This window comes from Dictyobacter alpinus, assembly GCF_003967575.1.
GTDB lineage: Bacteria > Chloroflexota > Ktedonobacteria > Ktedonobacterales > Ktedonobacteraceae > Dictyobacter > Dictyobacter alpinus.
Genome location: NZ_BIFT01000002.1, coordinates 36,753 through 53,591 on the forward strand (window position 1 = coordinate 36,753; position 16,839 = coordinate 53,591).

Consider the following 16,839-nt stretch of genomic DNA (forward strand, 5'->3'; position numbering starts at 1 on the left):
GGCACCATCAATTCCATGGTTCTTTGGGCTGTTTTTTTCTTCGCTTTTTGAACACTTCTCCTTCTCCCTCTCCTCACGCGCTTTCTCTCCCCTTTCCCCCCTACTCCTTCTCCCTATGCCACCACGAAAAAAACGTGGTCATTTCATTTTCGCATTTACACAGATGTTGGTGCTCGATAGCTGAAGCGAACACGAAGAATCATACCCTTGCCTTTTGCAGCTTCAGGACATCACAAAAAATGTCATAAATGTCATACATCTTGTACTATATGATGTTCTTCTTTTCCCTACAATACAGCTATAATATCCTTTAGAAATAATTGTGTACTATACACCATGGAGCTTGAATAGCACACATCTTTCAGCCAAAGGTCTATGCTGAATGCTACAAGAAAAGTTAACACATCATCCATTAATAAGTTAACGAGTTGACAGATTTTTGGGTGAAGAGCCAAAAAGTCTTGCGATGATTGAGGATGACCTCAGGCAACTCTAGTTACAATGCTGATCCTACAAAGGCCACATTAGCTTACGCATTTCAAATACGTCCAGTCAGAGAAAACAACGAGGAGATTGAACATGAAAACACTTTTGAGAAGTATCTTCTTCGCCTTCTTTCTTTTTGTATTAATCATACCTGTTAGTTCACCATCAAACGCTCATGCTGCTTCCACAATACCACCCTGTACAGAAAGTTCAGGTTATTGGCACGCCAGCATAACCGTACAGGTTAACGGTGGAGTGAATGAAGATTGGGAATGTGATTTCGCTTATTATTTCAAAAATGGAGTATACAGTGCTTACTATAGTTGGGTACCTAAATATATATACCCAAATCCATCTTATTGGACGAACCTCAACGCGAATATGGAGATGGATGTCTATGGGAACTCTACAAATAACAGCGCGCATATCGACCAATGGCCTTACAATGGTCAGAATAATCAACGGTGGTCCATGGCACCCTACTATTCGAATGGTTATGGATACTTCACAGTAACCAGCGTTAATAGTGGTAAATGCATGGGAGTTCAAGGTGCATCAACTGCCCAGGGAGCCTCGGTAGTTCAGTATACTTGTAATAATAGTCACGACCAATCTTGGCTGTGGGTTTGGACAGGCTCTTTTACGAGCGATGGGTGGCCAATATGGAACATTGTCAATGAAAATTCAGGACTATGTTTGGGTATTACTGAAGCGAGCCAAACGGCTGGTACCTATGCAATCCAATGGGATTGTAATGGTAATGCCGACCAATCTTGGTACTAAGGCCCGCCTCTCAGGCCATCGATCAGAAAGTGGTCTAGATCGCACACCGATTCCACGTCGACCAAGTTGCCCCCGTAAGACCCCCCTCAGAGGACGCCAACACACATTGACGACAAACAAAGGCTGCCGATCCCGAGATCAGCAGCCTTTGTTCTTTCCTTCTCATTCTCTCACGACTATTCCTCAGTTCCCAACATTCGTCCCTCTCCGTTCGGTACCTTCTCTCGGCTCCACTGAAAGGATACCCATGATGACCAACGATACATCCATCCTAACAGCCTGATATATCTCTGCCGCCAGTGCCCTTGGCTTTCTCGGCTCTGCCCTCCATCTCCACCGCCAGCGTTCCGGCCTCTCGCTCGCACAGCAACGCGCTTTGCTCGGCCTGCACGACGCCACAACCGATGCCTTCTGGACACGCCTGCAGGCCATGCTCCTGCCTCGCTCCCAGCAGTTAGACACCGATCTCCAGCGCATCGTCACCCACGTCCTCACGGCTTTCCCAGACCACATCATTCACATCGCCCAGCTGGCCCGCCTTCCTGCGTGCTCTCTCGCACGCATGGCGGCCTCCTGCTTCCTCTCACACAGCAGTGAGCAATCCCGGCACGTTCACCGGGCTTGCTCGCCTCGTTCCCCCCCTCACTGTTCACACATTCATCATCTATCGATCAAAGAATGACACAAGGAGGCTGGCACACTCAGTTCCATTTGTATTTGGTGGGCTTTTTTCTTCGCTTTTTGAACACTTCCCCTTCTCCCTCAACCGCCTTCTGCCCTCTCCCTAGGCGCTTTCTCCCCCGTCCCCCCCTTCCTCCTTCTCACCATGCCACCACGAAAAAAAGGGCTCATGTAATTTTCGCGTTTACACGGATCGTCTCCCGAATCGGCGCTAGCAGCGAGGCAAAACTCCGTTTCTGGATGCGATTGAGGCGCGTCCAGAGGGATTGAAAGGTAAGCGCCGGTGTCGCATAGGCACTGGCCTCCTCGCCAAAAGTGGCCCGCAGGTAGCGTGTGAGGAGCACGATCGCCTCATGAGCCTCGGCCGCCGTACAGGTGGTTCCAAACCACGAGAACACGTGACGGATCTCCAGTTCCTGCTCACTCCCACGCTGTCGGTAGCGTGCCACCGTTTCCTCCGAACGTTCATCAGAGAGATAGTGCCCGCGCGCCAGTCATGTAGCGCGGGCGTAGCTCTTTGGCCAGCACCCAGCCCTCATACGAGCCAAACGAGGCCTGCGCACCAAAGATGAACCGTTCGCCCGTATCCGTCATCCCTTCCCCACGGCCCACATCCACATACGCAATCAAGCGCCGCCGGCGACGAAGTGAGAGCGCGGCGCCATCTGCTGGCAGATCCGCGGCCTCCTCTGCGACGATGCCGGCGAGATCTAGCGCGGTCATAGCCTCCCTGTGGGCGCGTGCTGTCGCTCGCTGCTGAACGGCTTCCTGGGCGTCCACCGACACACCCTCGCGCGGCTTGGACTCGGGTTCCCCGGCACGTCCAGGGGCGCCATGGAGGAGGAACGCTCCTCATGAACCCCCTCTGCTGGCTCCGGTGTCTCCAGCACCTCCAGCATCCGCTGCTGCTCCACTCTGGTCGCCTGCTGCTTGCGATACCCCTTCACGCGGGGATGATATTTATGCTCACGTAGCCACGCCCAGAAATCGTCATGATCCATCTTGATCAGCCACGTGTCCCCCGATCGATACACACTCTTTCCCAGCACACCCGCTTTCGCTGCCTGCGTCAATGTCGTGCGGTGAATCCCATACGCTGCTCCCACCACCGCCGCCGTCTGTACTGGTTCCCAAATTCCTTCCGCTCCATATCTATTTTCGTTTCCCCCTCTCTTTTTCATCATAAGATGTAATATCATATTACACGATGTATTATATCTTCCCATCACCTGCCTGTCAAACACCTTTCCTTCTCATCCTTGGTCACACCAAATGCTCCCGCGAGATAGCATCTTCTCTCCCGATGCACATCCACAAACGCTCTCAACCACTGCCGGATCTGGCTCGACTGAATGGCATATTCCCCACCAGGGATAGGTGCACCTGCCATCTGCCACCTCTGCAAGGAACCATTTTCCTGTTGTGACCAGGCTCATAACACTGGCTTCATCTCCAGAGGAGGCCATCCAGGTATTTCAAGCCCATAACCTAGACCTCAAGCCGTCTCAGACACGTTTGGGCACCAGTGAGGACAGGACAGGTAAGCAGAACACGAGATCTCTTTGCGGGGCGGCAGCGGCGTCTTCGGATGAAATCGCCGCTGCCTCAGACGAGCCACCTCATCTCGATCGAGCCAGATCATGTCCTGATCCGCATCATAGATCCACCGGACCGTGCCATCAGTCATCCACTCATGGACCGTCTGCCTGGCAATACAAGCCTTCTCCACCGCTACGGCAACACTCACTCATCAACTGATCATTCGGCAAATACTGTCGATAAAACTGCAGGAGCGCAGCATGCAAACGTCTCCCTATGTCCGTGTGCTGGCCCCCCGAGGATAGCGCCATCCCACGCTATCGTGCACAGTACCATAGAGCACCAGGCACACCACATACACCACAGAGCGTATCCCACCGGTGAGCCACTCTTCCTTGAGAAGCCCACTCCACTCATTACTCTGCCGCTCTGGCACCACTGCCGGTGGATATCCTTCTCCATACTCAGCAATCCATCGCAGATACTGACCAAGGTTACTCGCTCGAAGGGATTCAAACTGCGGCTCTTCAGGCTGCGATTCCGTTGGCAGCAACACACGGCGAAAGAGATCCTCCCAAGAATGGACCTGAAGCAATACCACGTCTTTCGCGATCTTATCGTTTTCATTATCTCAGTGGTATTGGGGCTTGCCTCTTGAAGCCCCTGATTTAGCCGGCGGTAGTCACATATGAGGTGCGTCTACTGCGTACACAACCATAGATTTATCTTTGCTAGCAGAAGCAAGCTGATTACTGTCAGGTGACCATGAAACTTCCAAGATGTCATTCGTCTGCTGCTGATACTGTAACAGGCGTTTCCCAGTTACTGCATTCCACACATGAATCGCAGTATCAGCGCCGCCCGAGGCAATCAATGTACCAGATGGCGACCACCTGGCTGTTCTGACCACTGCCTTGTGCTCTGGGTAGGTTAGTACATGGGTCCCGGTTAAGGCATCCCAGATAGAGACATGTCCATCTCCATGGGCAGAAACAATCCATTTCCCATTCGGAGCCCAATCAACTTCATTGATGCCACTTGTGGCAGGACCAACATAATGAAAATCAGCGCTTGGCCTCGCCTCAACTGGCTCCCAGACGTGAATAATACCATCATCTCCACCAGATACCACGCTTTTATCATCTGGAGACCAACGGATACTCCAGACACTCCCCGCATGGCCTGTATATATACTGATTTTCTCGCCAGTAAACGCATCCCAGACATGAACCTTTCCATCTCGACTGCCAGAAGCCACCATCGTTCCACTGTGCGACCACGCAAGATAGAGTACCGATTTTTGATGTCTGGTGTATGTTGTCAGCAACGTCCCTGTCGCCACACTCCATATCTGTGCAGTTTTGTCGGCACTAGCAGACGCCACCCGTATCCCATCAGCGGCCCATTGCGCACAATTCACGTAGTCTTTATGGCCGCGATACACACGTATAACTGTGCCTCTTTTCCCATCAAGAATCTGAGCCGTATTATCTCCGACAGCGCATACAATTTGTGTTCCATTCGGCGACCAGGCTACATCATTGACGAATACATCCGCTTGTGGTGTATACCTATACCGCAAAGGATTTGATGGAGCGTGTTCTCCAGGCAATGAAGAGGCAGACGTTTTTACCACTCCTCCGAGCCACCAGATACGCCACCCAATGATTCCAGACAGAGCGACTCCACCTAATCCGCTTAAAATGAGCGTTCGCCGGCCCACAGCAGGAGTCCCACGGACAGGTGGCTCAGATACTTGCTCTCCTTGAACCACACTTCCAACTTCCTGGTCGGTCTGCTGCACATGAGGAACAGGGACATCCTTATGAAGTTCACTCACGGCGCTATCCGCATCACCTTTTATCAATCCAAGATAGGCGGCATCTTTTTCAAAGAGCGTACACAGCTTCTGCCTGTAATAAGGACTGGGAAAAGCAGCCCCGGTTTCCCAGCGCGTTATCAAGTTAGATTGTGCCCCAATCTGTTCCGCCACCAGCGCCTGAGACCAGCCCCGTAATTCTCGCTCGCGTTTTAATTTCAAATTGGGTGCATATTGAGCCTTCATTAGAGGGTCACGCTTCTTCTTCTCTCCCTGAGTTTCTTCCATGAACATCTCCATAGCAAGGAATCGACGGTAAAATAAATAATTCATGCCAGAATATTATACAATATCGCATGCTCTTTTTAAATGAGTCAAGATACGGTAAAAATGTCCATGTCACCGTACAAAAGGCAAGGAAACGATAGCAAAACGGCATAGATTCGGTGAGCTGATCCGCGTATAGTCGAAGCAGGTCCCGCCAACAGTGAGGATGCCAGGAAAACTCCTCGGTTTCCGGATACGAGATCTGCGCCAGGGAGCTGAACGGAGATGGTGATGCGGAGAACAGCGAAGCGTCAAGAGAACGTTCAGGCGCAAAATCTTTCGTTCGAAACGTGAAGGCAGATGTTCTTCAATGGCGGGTATCCGATGTGGTTATTGTTCAACTCTACATAATGTGGAAGGAAGGAACCAATGAAAGTTGTTTTAACGCCTCGCTGGTCTGGTTTATGGTTGTTTGTTGCTCTGCTTGCTTGGATGGTAGCGTGTACCCCTGCCGCTTTCGCTGCTCGCACCCCAATGACAGGACCGGGGCAACATCTCTCCTATGGTCAACTGAACCGATCAGGAAAATCGCACCATACCCCGCAGAACACAGCCTGGGCCCGGAGCAAACAGGCCTATCAGGTAGTTCGGCCCGGCTATGGGGTTCACCCTTTATCAGTGCCAGCGGCTAAAACGCTCAGCACCTCTTACTCTGATACCATCTGGGAGCCAGCCACAGCCGGCACTGATGCCGCTGGACACTCCTATACCGATTACTACATGGGCCAGATGTGTGGCCCCGGAGCAACCACTGTTGCCCTGGACTACTGGAATAATGTTAACACCCGTGCTGTAGGTGGCCATAACTATAGTGATCCGTACATCACAACCTATTGGAACGATAGCCATGAACAAGCCTATATGATGTATATCGCCACTCAGGTTTATCCCCCCTACTACACATCTGCCGGCGAAATGAGCTACGGAAGTTATCCCAACGCGGGCACCACCAATCAGGATCTGACAGACGCCCTGAACTGGGAAGCTTCCAACCACAATAGCTCAAACTGGTTTACCTACTTTTATCTGCTCGTCCAACCCAGCAATCTATCGCTGACCACCTTGAAAAATAATGTCGCCTCTGATATCGCCAACTATAATGTGCCTCCAGTGGTCTCGGTTAACGATGCCTACCTACCAGACTGGAGCAATAGCCCATACCGTGGCGGCAGCCATGATATCGCGGTCATCGGCTACGACAACAATTCCGGCACCTTCACCTATGCCGAGACCTGCACAGCTGGAGTCTGTGGAACGGCGGGGACGGGCCACTATACCATCTCTCAGCAACAATTGTACAATGCCATCGAGAATGATAATGGAAACGGCGCCCTGGTCTGGTAGAGCCATTCCAGCACGCCAGCCTCATCTTTCTCTCCCGTCTTTCCGTCATCCCCATCCTCCAAACGCGAGTTCCCCCTTGGTTCCAGTCCATGTAACTGGAACCAAGGGGGAACTCGTCAGGCCATCCATGCAAAACAACGGGTTCATGCAACGTCCACCAGAGGGGAGAAAAAATCAACACACCACCACCATGAAGAGGTATCCATCGTGCTCGTGCTCTCTACCCAGTCAACCAGGAGCTCGCAACGAGAGTGCCTGGGAAATCTTCATCCACTCGAGGAGCGCTTAGAGACCAGCAATGCCACTTCCTATCTGGTTTCCTTCCATTGACGCCTTGTAAATCAGCCTTTTGTCAGGTTGGTATGACCTCATCTCGAGGAGAGGAACCTCATTGAGGATCTCCATCCTCATGCTGCAGACAGCAGAGTATAAAATTGCTGCTCAGTCGCGCCTTGCGGCAACTTCACTCCCTCATCATTTATTGGTTGTACAAGGCCTTTGCGCACGTCAAAACGGCCCGAGGGACCACCCATAACGAAGTAGTGGCCCGGACTCAATTGCTGCAAGAAGAGAATAGCCTCTTCGCCAATGCCAAACAGTGGGTCGCCGCAAACCTGGTGGAGCGTGTTGCCAATACTTCCGCCGGTCTGGTGAATGGTGATCTTAGAGTAAGAATCCTTGAGGAAATGATGCGGGTCTAGGAGCACCTTGCTGATCAGGAAGGTGAAATCGGTGGAGAGGAGATTATTCTGCCCACTGGGTGAAGCTTGACCTTGTGTGCTCTGGATGGCAGTAAAGGTCCCCTGGACCGTGAGATCAAGAACCCTGGCCTGTTTTAACTCCTTGAGCGAGCCATAGCCCACAGCCCAGCTCACCTCGATATCGCAACCCTGAGTGGATGTTCCTCCGGCTTGGGTTGAGGTTTGTCCGGCGGTAGTATTCTGACTACAACTTGCGAGGAGCAAGAGAACACCAGAGAAAAGACAAAACAGGAGAGGATATCTCCAGAATGGAATAAGAGAAAAGCGCGACATAGGCAGGCTCCTTTGATACCTTACTCACAATATAGTTTCTTCTCAGAAGGACGCTGGAGCAGTTCTGATAGTTCCCCTTTACTACCTGTAATACGCCAGTGCAAACTAGATCGCCCAGTCTCCAATATTGGAAATACATTGCCCACACCACAGTAAGGTATAGTTTCTATAGCGAAAAAGCTCGAACATCCTTGTCTTCTTTCTTGCTCACCACGAGTCTTATGGAGGGATGGGGGAGAGGAAATACGGGATATCTTATCAACAAATGCATATTTATAGTATATCACGCCTATTATGAGGAAACATAGGATCAATAAGAACATACAGGGCTTCGCAAAAGTCAGAACAACCAAGCAAGTGCCTCCTCGGGGTAAGATGCAAATCGCCGGATTTGACGAGCCACATTGGAAACCTGATGCAAATCCATCAAGGAAAGCACGAGCGAGTTGAGAACGACAAGCATCTGAGCGACTGGGGGAACGCGAACACCACATCGGTCTTCTCCCAATGTCACATCGCGGCGTCCGTGGAAACGGTTTTCTACCGCCCAGTGGGCGCGAATCATCCGGAAAAGTCGCTGGATCGAACACTGCTCTCGGCTCAACGTTGTCAAGCCGTACACGACCTCTACGCTGCTTTTCTCTGCCGTTTTGCGTTCCCGTTGTAAGCGAAAGGCCTGTCCGATTTCTCCCCATTCTCGATGCAGAAACTCGTTGAGGTCCGGTGAAGTGAGCAGGGAGCGCCGCTCCAGTCGGCCATGGCCTTTTGCGACCTGTTCGTAGGCATGCCAGGTGCTTCGATCTGCGTGGGGATCTTCGAAAAACAACTCGAGATCCTGCCGCGTCACTGGAGTATTGTCTTTGATGATCAGAATCACCTCTCCTCCTGCCCGTTTGACCATGCGTCCAAACGCATGATACCTTTGAGCCACATCGACGGTGAAAATGCGCCCTTTGCACAACACTTCTGTCAATAATGGCTTGAGGGCACTAACTTCATTTTGCTTGTCAACAATTGGACATTGATGCAAGACAATCCCCGTTTTCACTTCATACACATGGAAAACGTGCTTCTGTGGCTTTTCTCCTCCGTAGCTCTGCTGGCCAGTTCCCCGCAACACTTTGCCATCTATGGCCACATGAACCGCGCACTGATCTGCCTGCATGGCCAAACGACTTGGTTCGTCCCCACACCGACTTTCTGCTTGCTGGCGCACCAACCAATCGCGAAAGCGTTCATTGATCTGCTGGCTCTCCAATCGAGCGAGCGCGTATTTGTAGGTGTTGGCACATGGCATGCGCTTCCAGTTCACGTTCAACTGCTCGCGCAGCCTCTCCCTTTGGTCTCGCGCCCAATCGCTGGCTCCCAACAAGCTTTTCATCCCAGCCATCTTCGCGAGAATCAATATGATGGGTACATCTGCCAATGCATATTGCTTTCCGCGGGCTGCTCGTTGATCAGTGATCTGCAGACAGATCTCGTACAACGAACGCAGGTGCGATGCGCTCACCTCTTCAATGGTTTGCCTTGCGTCTTCAGTGTGGTCTATTCCATGGAGAGTCTTTCCTCGAATGGCGTTGATTTGTTTTTTTTCATTCTACTGGATTGACTCTTCTTTTTCACCTCCCCCGGACTTTTGCGAAGCCCTGCCGTGCTATCTGCTATCCATTACTACTTGAATAATAACTATTTTTATTGTATAGTTATTTTAAGCACTGGTTTGTTAGGATTACAAACTAACCAACACAAAGACGATTAGAGCGTCGGCAAAGAGAGAGACACGCTACTCATGGAAGAGATTACGCAACGCATTACGCGGGCATCGCACGAATATGATCAGCCGTTAGCAGCAATGCAAGGGGCTGATATGCATCTGTTGCGAGAGTTTAATCGTCTATTAGTCCTCAATCACGTTCGGCAATTTGGCCCATTAACACGCGTGTCGATTGCACAGCGTCTGGGCTTATCGCGGGCAACTGTGAGTAGCATTATCGATGTCCTACTGCACGATGGCATGATTCGTGAGGGCAAATTGCTGGATGCAACTCCGCGTGGTGGTCGGCGTGCTATTCTGGTCCATTTTAATGCCGAGGTCGCTTGTGTGCTCGGCATCGATGTCGGACGATCGCATCTGACCCTTTTATTGACCAACCTCTCCGCCGATATTCTCGCGCAACATACGTGTGCATTCTATACCGAGACCGGCCCCGAACAGTGCATCCCCCTATTGATCACCGAGATTCGCGAATTCATCGAGCGCTCAAAAGTCAATTGGGACGCGATCTCTGGTATGGGACTGGGCATCCCCGGTCCTCTCACGTCAAACTTTCAGGCACTGAGCTCTCCACCGCACATGCCTGGCTGGGATAATGTGAAGATCTGGCAAACAGTGCACGATGCATTCTCCATTCCACTAATTATCGATAAAGATGCCAATATGGGTGCGCTGGCTGAGAATCGCTGCGGCGCTGGTCGGGGTCATCTCAATCTAGCCTATATCAAGAGCGGGACCGGTATCGGTGGGGGTCTCATTTTCGATGCCCATATCTATCGTGGTCACAGCGGGAGCGCGGGCGAGATTGGCCACCAGACCATCGATGAAAACGGTCCACTCTGTGTCTGTGGCAATCATGGCTGCCTAGAAACCTTCGCAGGTACCCACGCAATTGTAGCCGATGCAGTACACGGAACCTCGCTCTTGCAGAAACAAGCAAAAGCTCAAATACAGATGGGTGAGATTCCGATGAGCAGAGAACGTCCGGTCCAGTCATCCTCTACACATCAAGAGAGTCCCGTTAAAATCAGCGATATCTCAGCAGTAATACAGGCTGCCCAACAGGGAGATGCCGCCTGTATCGCTGCTATTCAGCGGGCAGGCGAGCGTATTGGCATTATTCTGGCGGGTTTGATCAATAGCTTTAATCCTTCAGCCATCGTCATCGGCGGAGGAATGATCCGTGCGGGCGACCTGTTGCTGACTCCCTTGCGCCGGGTAGCGCAAGCTTCTTCTCTGCCAATCGCAAGATGCAATACAACTATTTTGACCAGCGAACTAGGCGGACATGCGGTAGCGCTGGGGGCGGCTCTATCTGTCATCGACGCCGCCTTCGCCATGCCCACAATCTCACCTATTTCTCCCTACATTACTCATTCTTCCCTCTGATAGTTTTTACAGCTTTTATGCACATATCTATATAAAAAATAACTCTTGCCTTTCTAATAGAAAATCCTTCGGACACACAGAATCTTTTTTGGAAAGGAGGTGATGTGCACCTATTTTTAGCCATCCAGGTACATGTTTTTTATCTAAACAAAGAATGCATCGTTGCATTCGACTAGTCGAGCAAAATACGCTTATGACTCAGATGATGTGCATGCATAATTATACCCTCAAGGATGTTTCTGGGTAGTAGCACACGTGAGTCTTGTTCTGTACAAAAGCCGTACGTCTAGGATGACAATGAAAGGTCATGTACAATATGCAACGCGTTTTTTTTCGTTGTTGTGTTCTGCTGGGTCTCCTTCTCACGCAGGGATTTGTCCTCAGCCTGCTCCCAGCCTCAGTCCATGCATCTCCACATGTAACGCAAGATCCAGCGCAGTACATCAATCCATTGATCGGTACCGATGATAGTAATGCACCCAATGCAGTTCCAGGAGGAGCGGGCGGTAGTACATTCCCAGGGGCAGCTTACCCCTTTGGTATGATACAATGGAGCCCCGATACCCCAAATGCCAGTCCTTCTGGCTATCGCTACAGTGACACCACAATCAACGGTTTTAGCCTCACACATTTTAGTGGTCCTGGTTGTGCCAATAGCGCCGATATTCCCATCACCCCAACAGTTGGCTCCGGGAACACCAACACCAGTAGCACCTACTCCCATAGTCAAGAGTCTGCATCCGCTGGCTATTACGGTGTGACGCTAGCGAACGGAGTCAAATCCGAAATGACTGTGACCCAGCGCACCGGCATGGGACGCTATACCTTCCCTTCAACCACCAATGCCAACATCGCCCTCGACGCCAGCCGAGCCGCCACCGGCACCAGTAATCCCAGTGTGACGGTCACAGGCACGCACGAAGTAAGTGGGCAGGAGACCAGTGGCAATTTCTGTGGAGCCGGCAATCACTATACCATCTACTTTGATGTGCAATTCGATCGCGATTTCACGGTTGCCAAAACCTGGAATGGCGGAGTGTTGGTCAGCTTTGACACGACCTCTAACCCAACGATCAATATCAAGGTTGGTATCTCCTATGTGGGCGTAAACAACGCCCGTGGGAACATCAACGCTGAGAATACCGGCTGGAACTTTGATGGAGTCAAAGGGGCAGCCCATTCAGCCTGGAATGATCGGCTCAATCACCTACTGGTGAGCGGGGGCACAACCGATAATCTCACCAAGTTCTATACGGCCCTCTATCACTCTCTGCTGCATCCCAATGTTTTCAGTGATACCAATGGAGAGTATATTGGATTTGATAATCAGATACATACCACTACTACTACACAGTATGCCAACTACTCGGGCTGGGATATTTATCGTTCCGAGATCCAGTTGCTTTCTCTGTTCTTCCCAACAGAAGCCAGTGACATCCTCAAGTCGCTCGTCAACGATGCACAACAATGTGGCGCGTTTCCTAAGTGGGCCCAGAACAACAGCGATACCGGCGTCATGGTCGGAGATCCAGATTCCATTGTGGTCTCCAGTGGATACGCCTTCGGAGCCACCAACTTCGATACCGCAACGGCCCTCTCCTATATGATCAAGAGTTCCACACAACCTGGGGTGAACTGTGGGGGCTACGGGCTGCGTGTGGCTCAAAATCAATACCAGGGCAATGGCTACATCCCATACGACAACTCACCGGAGTGGGGAGGTACCTCCACGACCCTCGAGTATAGCAGTGCAGACTTTGCCGTAGCCCAATTTGCCAAAGCACAGAATGATACCAGCACCTATCACAGTTTGCTGGCCCATTCAACCTATTGGCAGAATCTCTTTAATACCAACACAAAATATATCCAACCGCGCAACCAGAATGGCAGTTGGAAAGGTAGCTTCGATCCCAATTCCACCGATAGCTATGTGGAAGGCAATGCCGCCCAGTATAGTTGGATGGTCCCTTACGATCCACGTACGCTCTTTGATAAGATGGGCGGAAATAACACCGCCGTCTTGCGGCTAGACCAGTTCTTTACCAAACTCAACGCCGGACTGAACGACCCCAACTTCTACATTGGTAATGAACCAAACTTCGCCACCCCCTGGATGTACGACTGGGCCCAAGCCCCCTCACACACACAGGATGTGGTGCGCCGCGTGCTCGATGAAACCTTCACTACCGGCCCGGGTGGATTACCTGGCAATGATGATCTAGGGGCAACCTCTTCTTGGTATGTCTGGGGCGCACTGGGCATGTACCCAGAGATTCCAGGGGTCGCAGGCTTTGCCCTGGCGTCTCCGCTCTTCTCTTCAACAACCTTGACCCTAGGCAATGGTCATACCGTCTCCATCACTGCAAATAATGCACCCTCACGCTATGTACAGAGTATGTCGCTCAACGGGAACACCTACAATAGTCCCTGGCTCGCGTTGAATACCATTAGCGGAGGAGCCAACATTTCCTATGCACTAGATACGACCGCATCAAACTGGGGAACAAATGCCAATGATGCCCCACCTTCTTATGGTCCCGGCACATTTAATAGTGTTGCAGAGGCCTTCAACAATAATGGCATCAGCAGCGATACTAATACGAGTGCGGCTAATTTCGACGGTGTAAACTATAGCTATTCCCGCGATGCCCTCTCGACCCAAGGAGCAACTCCTGGCGGTACCATCAATGCAGGCGGTAAAACCTACATCTGGCCTAACACCAATGCAGGTACCTCCGATAATGTTGTCGCCAACGGCCAGACCATCAATTTCTCCTCACCTCCGCAGACAAACTCAATCGGCTTCTTGGGAGCCTCATCCAATGGACCAGTCACCGGTAGCGGCACCGTTACCTACACAGATAACTCGACCGCTACCTTTAATCTGGGCCTGAGTGATTGGACCTTGAACGGCGGCCAAAATACCTCGCCGTCTTACGGAGAAACGGTCGCCTTGACAACCAGCTATCGGAACAACATTACTGGTAAAGATACGAACAAAGCCCATGTCTTTGCCAATAATGTCAGCATCAATGATGGGAAAACGGTAAAAAGCATCACCTTACCATCTATCCTGAATAAAGGTGGTCAGCTTCACATCTTTGCCATCAGCTTTGGCACCACTGGCGGCGGTGGAAATACTTTCACTAGCGGCTTCGAAAACGCTGATACACAGCCCACATGGACCAATTCAGTTGACAATGGAGGAGGTCCAGCCGGAGATATCCAGAACGTTAATGCCATCTGTTGCGGTTTAAGTGGACCGGAGACCGGAATACGTGCTGAGAGTACCCATACCGGTAGCAATGCACTCTTGTATTCTGGTCTCGACAACAGTAGCACTACGTCCTACGCCTATATGAAACTGTTTGATGTCAGTAGTGCTAACTTGACCGTTTCTAGCAACACCACACTCTCCTATTGGATTTTCCCGCAGAGTTCCAGTGGAACAACACAGGGCGCTAATTTGGCCAGTGGCAGTAATAGCACCTGCATAGCAATCGACTTAATCTTTAGTAACAATACAAATCTGCGCGATTCAGGGGCCACTGATCAGAATGGCAATCGTGCCCACCCAGCCTATCAGTGTAACCATCTGACACTCAATAGTTGGAACCATGTGACCGTCAATCTGGGTAGCCAAAACAATGGCAAAACCATCCAGCGCATCGACCTAGGCTACGATCAGCCTGCCAACACCGGCGGCTATCGTGGCTACATCGATGACATCAGTATCAATTAAGGATTACATGCTCCTTTAGCGAAGCGCGCCTTACATCTCCCGACTTTCAAGTATGAGGATGTAAGGCGCTTTCCTTATATGAAAGGTGGGAGAGAATTTGAGCTTCCCCCGGTTTGGACACTGCTGGCAAACTCCTCAGGCAGACTTGTAGAGACTCTCAAAAGCCGAAACGCGGGTAGGAGTGAGCGGGCTGCCATCTAGCCAGTCGATAAGGCGAACCAGATTGATCGCCGTCGCGCTGGCGAGGTGTTGCACATGTGTTTTCGGCACCCCCACATATCGAGAACGACGCAGGTCAAAGGCCCGTACCCCTTGTGAAATGGTTGCCTCAACCCCTGCCCGCAAAGCATATCATGGCTGGAAGGTTTCAGTGCGCTGCCGCTGTCGTGCAGCTTGCAGCGCGGCATGCTGCGCCTGTGGTTTGATGAACAGTGTTCGGCGTGGATATTTGCTCGTTGACTGAACACAGTCGGAAAGGCGCGGGCACGACCGACAATCAGTGGTGGAAAACTGGATCTTGATCAGGTCAGGATGGCTCTTCCTGCTGAGCCAACTCCAACTGGTACTCGTTTTCTCCTGCGGACAGATCGCTTGTCGGTTCTCCCAATCAAGGACGAACTGACTCGTATCAATGCCAGATGGGGTATGGGCCTGCCACTGGGTATCAACAGAGACAGGTCCAACAACCTCGATCCCAAATCGCTCCTGACTCTTGACCAGGACCCGAGCACTCACGTACCCGGCGTCCATCAAATGGACTCTTGGCGGGACATCGGCTTGGTGCAACTCCTGCTCAATGCTCTCCGTCATTGCTTCATCCGTTCGAGGAGCGGGAGTCGTGGCCACATGAACGATCAAGTGGGGGAGTGTTGGCTCACACGTTTCAGTGAGGTGAACCTTGTAGCTGGTCCAGAGGATGCTGCGCTTTTTCGCCAGGTGGGCGTCAGGATCGTAAGGCGAGTTGATGAACAGGGTGGCAGGGGGAATATGTTCTGCATCTCGCCACCTCAGGTGCCCATCCTCCATCCAGGAGTTTTGGACCCAGATCTAACGCAAGATCTGAACGGCAAGGACTTCTCGCAGAAAGGCTGGAGCCAGCGGATTAAACACTGCAGAGAGAATTTTCCAGCCGTCCTCTCCCATCACTTCGGCCAAAACAAGTCGATCGGCCTCCGATTTGGGCAAACGACTCTCCTCGATGCGATGCCTATAGCGCTCAACCCACTCAGCCTCGTTGTGGGCCAAAAGCCAGTCAGGTGCCACAACAGCAAGGATGCCCGAGAGCAAAGCGCATGGCTTCTCCCACACACATATGCCGGTTCATTGCTCGGATTTTGGCCAGGACATAGGGCGAGTCGGTGCGCTGGCGTTCCCGCGCTTTGAGCCATCCTCGTTCTTTACAGAGAGCCAATAGAGTATCGAGCAGGAGGTGTTCGACTTTCCCTTGCACCAGGCGCTTGCGGAATTCGCAGAGGATACTGGCATCAAAGCCGGGATCAGTGAACTCCAGTCCCAGCAGATATTTCTAATCAATGCGACCGCGCACAGCGTCAGCCGCTTGTCGGTCGGAGAGTTCTTCCATGAATTGCATCACGGTAATCAAAGCCAGGCGCCACGGGGCCTCAACGCCTCGCCCATTGTGAAGGAAAAGGGAAGCGAACGCCTGATCCTGGTAAAGAGTTCCAAGTACATTGCGCATCTTCATGAGGGGATTTCCTTGTGGATAGGCAGCATGGGCAACACGAACAGTTTCTTCGGGGATGGTGAACTCCGTTTGAGCACGCAAGGTCATAATCTGGTTCCCTTCTGGTGATCTGTTCCAACACGACAAGGTGTTTGTTCCTTCCCATCCTAGCAAACTCAAGCAAAACACGTCCTAGGAATTTGCCAGCAGTGTCAAAAACGGGGCAAGCTCAAAGCC

14 protein-coding genes and 1 pseudogene are annotated in these 16,839 nt (G+C 51.5%); 4 read left to right on the forward strand and 11 right to left on the reverse strand.

Features of this window, described 5'->3' with window-relative positions; translation table 11 throughout:
• The first annotated feature begins 579 nt into the window (after positions 1–579).
• Positions 580–1,269: an RICIN domain-containing protein gene (locus EL633_RS22365; protein WP_126629528.1), complete on the forward strand. Its 690-nt coding sequence runs from the start codon at positions 580–582 to the stop codon at positions 1,267–1,269.
• A gap of 848 nt (positions 1,270–2,117) precedes the next feature.
• Here the strand turns inward: EL633_RS22365 and EL633_RS22370 are convergent.
• The 6 genes from EL633_RS22370 to EL633_RS22395 all read right to left on the reverse strand — a co-directional run bounded on the left by EL633_RS22370 (position 2,118) and on the right by EL633_RS22395 (position 5,596).
• Positions 2,118–2,399: a hypothetical protein gene (locus EL633_RS22370; RefSeq protein WP_126629529.1), complete on the reverse strand. Its 282-nt coding sequence runs from the start codon at positions 2,397–2,399 to the stop codon at positions 2,118–2,120.
• 19 nt (positions 2,400–2,418) lie between these two features.
• Complete coding sequence (locus tag EL633_RS22375; protein WP_126629530.1) at positions 2,419–2,673, reverse strand: hypothetical protein; 255 nt, start codon at positions 2,671–2,673, stop codon at positions 2,419–2,421.
• Positions 2,670–3,134, reverse strand: a complete 465-nt coding sequence (locus tag EL633_RS22380) for a hypothetical protein (RefSeq protein WP_126629531.1) — start codon at positions 3,132–3,134, stop codon at positions 2,670–2,672. Before EL633_RS22380 ends, EL633_RS22375 begins: the two co-directional genes overlap by 4 nt.
• 311 nt (positions 3,135–3,445) lie before the next feature.
• Positions 3,446–3,697, reverse strand: a complete 252-nt coding sequence (locus EL633_RS22385) for a hypothetical protein (protein WP_126629532.1) — start codon at positions 3,695–3,697, stop codon at positions 3,446–3,448.
• Positions 3,698–3,763: 66 nt separating this feature from the next.
• Positions 3,764–4,045: a hypothetical protein gene (locus tag EL633_RS22390; RefSeq protein WP_126629533.1), complete on the reverse strand. Its 282-nt coding sequence runs from the start codon at positions 4,043–4,045 to the stop codon at positions 3,764–3,766.
• 126 nt (positions 4,046–4,171) lie between these two features.
• On the reverse strand, positions 4,172–5,596 hold the full coding sequence (locus tag EL633_RS22395; protein WP_161982348.1) for a WD40 domain-containing protein: 1,425 nt from the start codon (positions 5,594–5,596) through the stop codon (positions 4,172–4,174).
• 408 nt (positions 5,597–6,004) lie between these two features.
• Between EL633_RS22395 and EL633_RS22400 the strand changes: the two genes are divergently transcribed.
• Entirely contained in the window at positions 6,005–6,979 is a 975-nt protein-coding gene (locus EL633_RS22400) for a hypothetical protein (RefSeq protein WP_126629535.1), read from the forward strand.
• Positions 6,980–7,386: 407 nt separating this feature from the next.
• Here the strand turns inward: EL633_RS22400 and EL633_RS22405 are convergent, their stop codons facing one another.
• Together EL633_RS22405 and EL633_RS22410 are read right to left on the reverse strand one after the other, a co-directional pair.
• A complete protein-coding gene (locus tag EL633_RS22405; RefSeq protein ID WP_126629536.1) occupies positions 7,387–8,013 on the reverse strand; it encodes a hypothetical protein in 627 nt (208 codons plus the stop codon).
• Between the two features lie 340 nt (positions 8,014–8,353).
• Entirely contained in the window at positions 8,354–9,523 is a 1,170-nt protein-coding gene (locus EL633_RS22410; RefSeq protein ID WP_246039232.1) for an ISAs1 family transposase, read from the reverse strand.
• Positions 9,524–9,802: 279 nt separating this feature from the next.
• On the opposite strand from EL633_RS22410, the gene EL633_RS22415 reads away from it, so the two are divergent.
• Together EL633_RS22415 and EL633_RS22420 are read left to right on the forward strand one after the other, a co-directional pair.
• Complete coding sequence (locus EL633_RS22415; protein WP_126629537.1) at positions 9,803–11,176, forward strand: ROK family transcriptional regulator; 1,374 nt, start codon at positions 9,803–9,805, stop codon at positions 11,174–11,176.
• A 316-nt stretch (positions 11,177–11,492) separates the two neighbouring features.
• Positions 11,493–14,918 carry a GH92 family glycosyl hydrolase gene (locus EL633_RS22420; RefSeq protein WP_161982349.1) on the forward strand — a complete coding sequence of 1,142 codons (3,426 nt, stop codon included), beginning with the start codon at positions 11,493–11,495 and terminating at the stop codon, positions 14,916–14,918.
• A gap of 135 nt (positions 14,919–15,053) precedes the next feature.
• On the opposite strand, the pseudogene EL633_RS37595 reads toward EL633_RS22420, so the two are convergent.
• The 3 genes and pseudogenes from EL633_RS37595 to EL633_RS22445 all read right to left on the reverse strand — a co-directional run bounded on the left by EL633_RS37595 (position 15,054) and on the right by EL633_RS22445 (position 16,710).
• A pseudogene (locus tag EL633_RS37595) lies at positions 15,054–15,944 on the reverse strand (transposase).
• A gap of 21 nt (positions 15,945–15,965) precedes the next feature.
• The gene (locus EL633_RS22435) at positions 15,966–16,226 is read right to left on the reverse strand and encodes a hypothetical protein (RefSeq protein WP_126629541.1); all 261 of its coding nucleotides are present in this window, start codon (positions 16,224–16,226) and stop codon (positions 15,966–15,968) included.
• A gap of 217 nt (positions 16,227–16,443) precedes the next feature.
• Complete coding sequence (locus EL633_RS22445) at positions 16,444–16,710, reverse strand: transposase (protein ID WP_126629542.1); 267 nt, start codon at positions 16,708–16,710, stop codon at positions 16,444–16,446.
• Positions 16,711–16,839 lie beyond the last annotated feature (129 nt).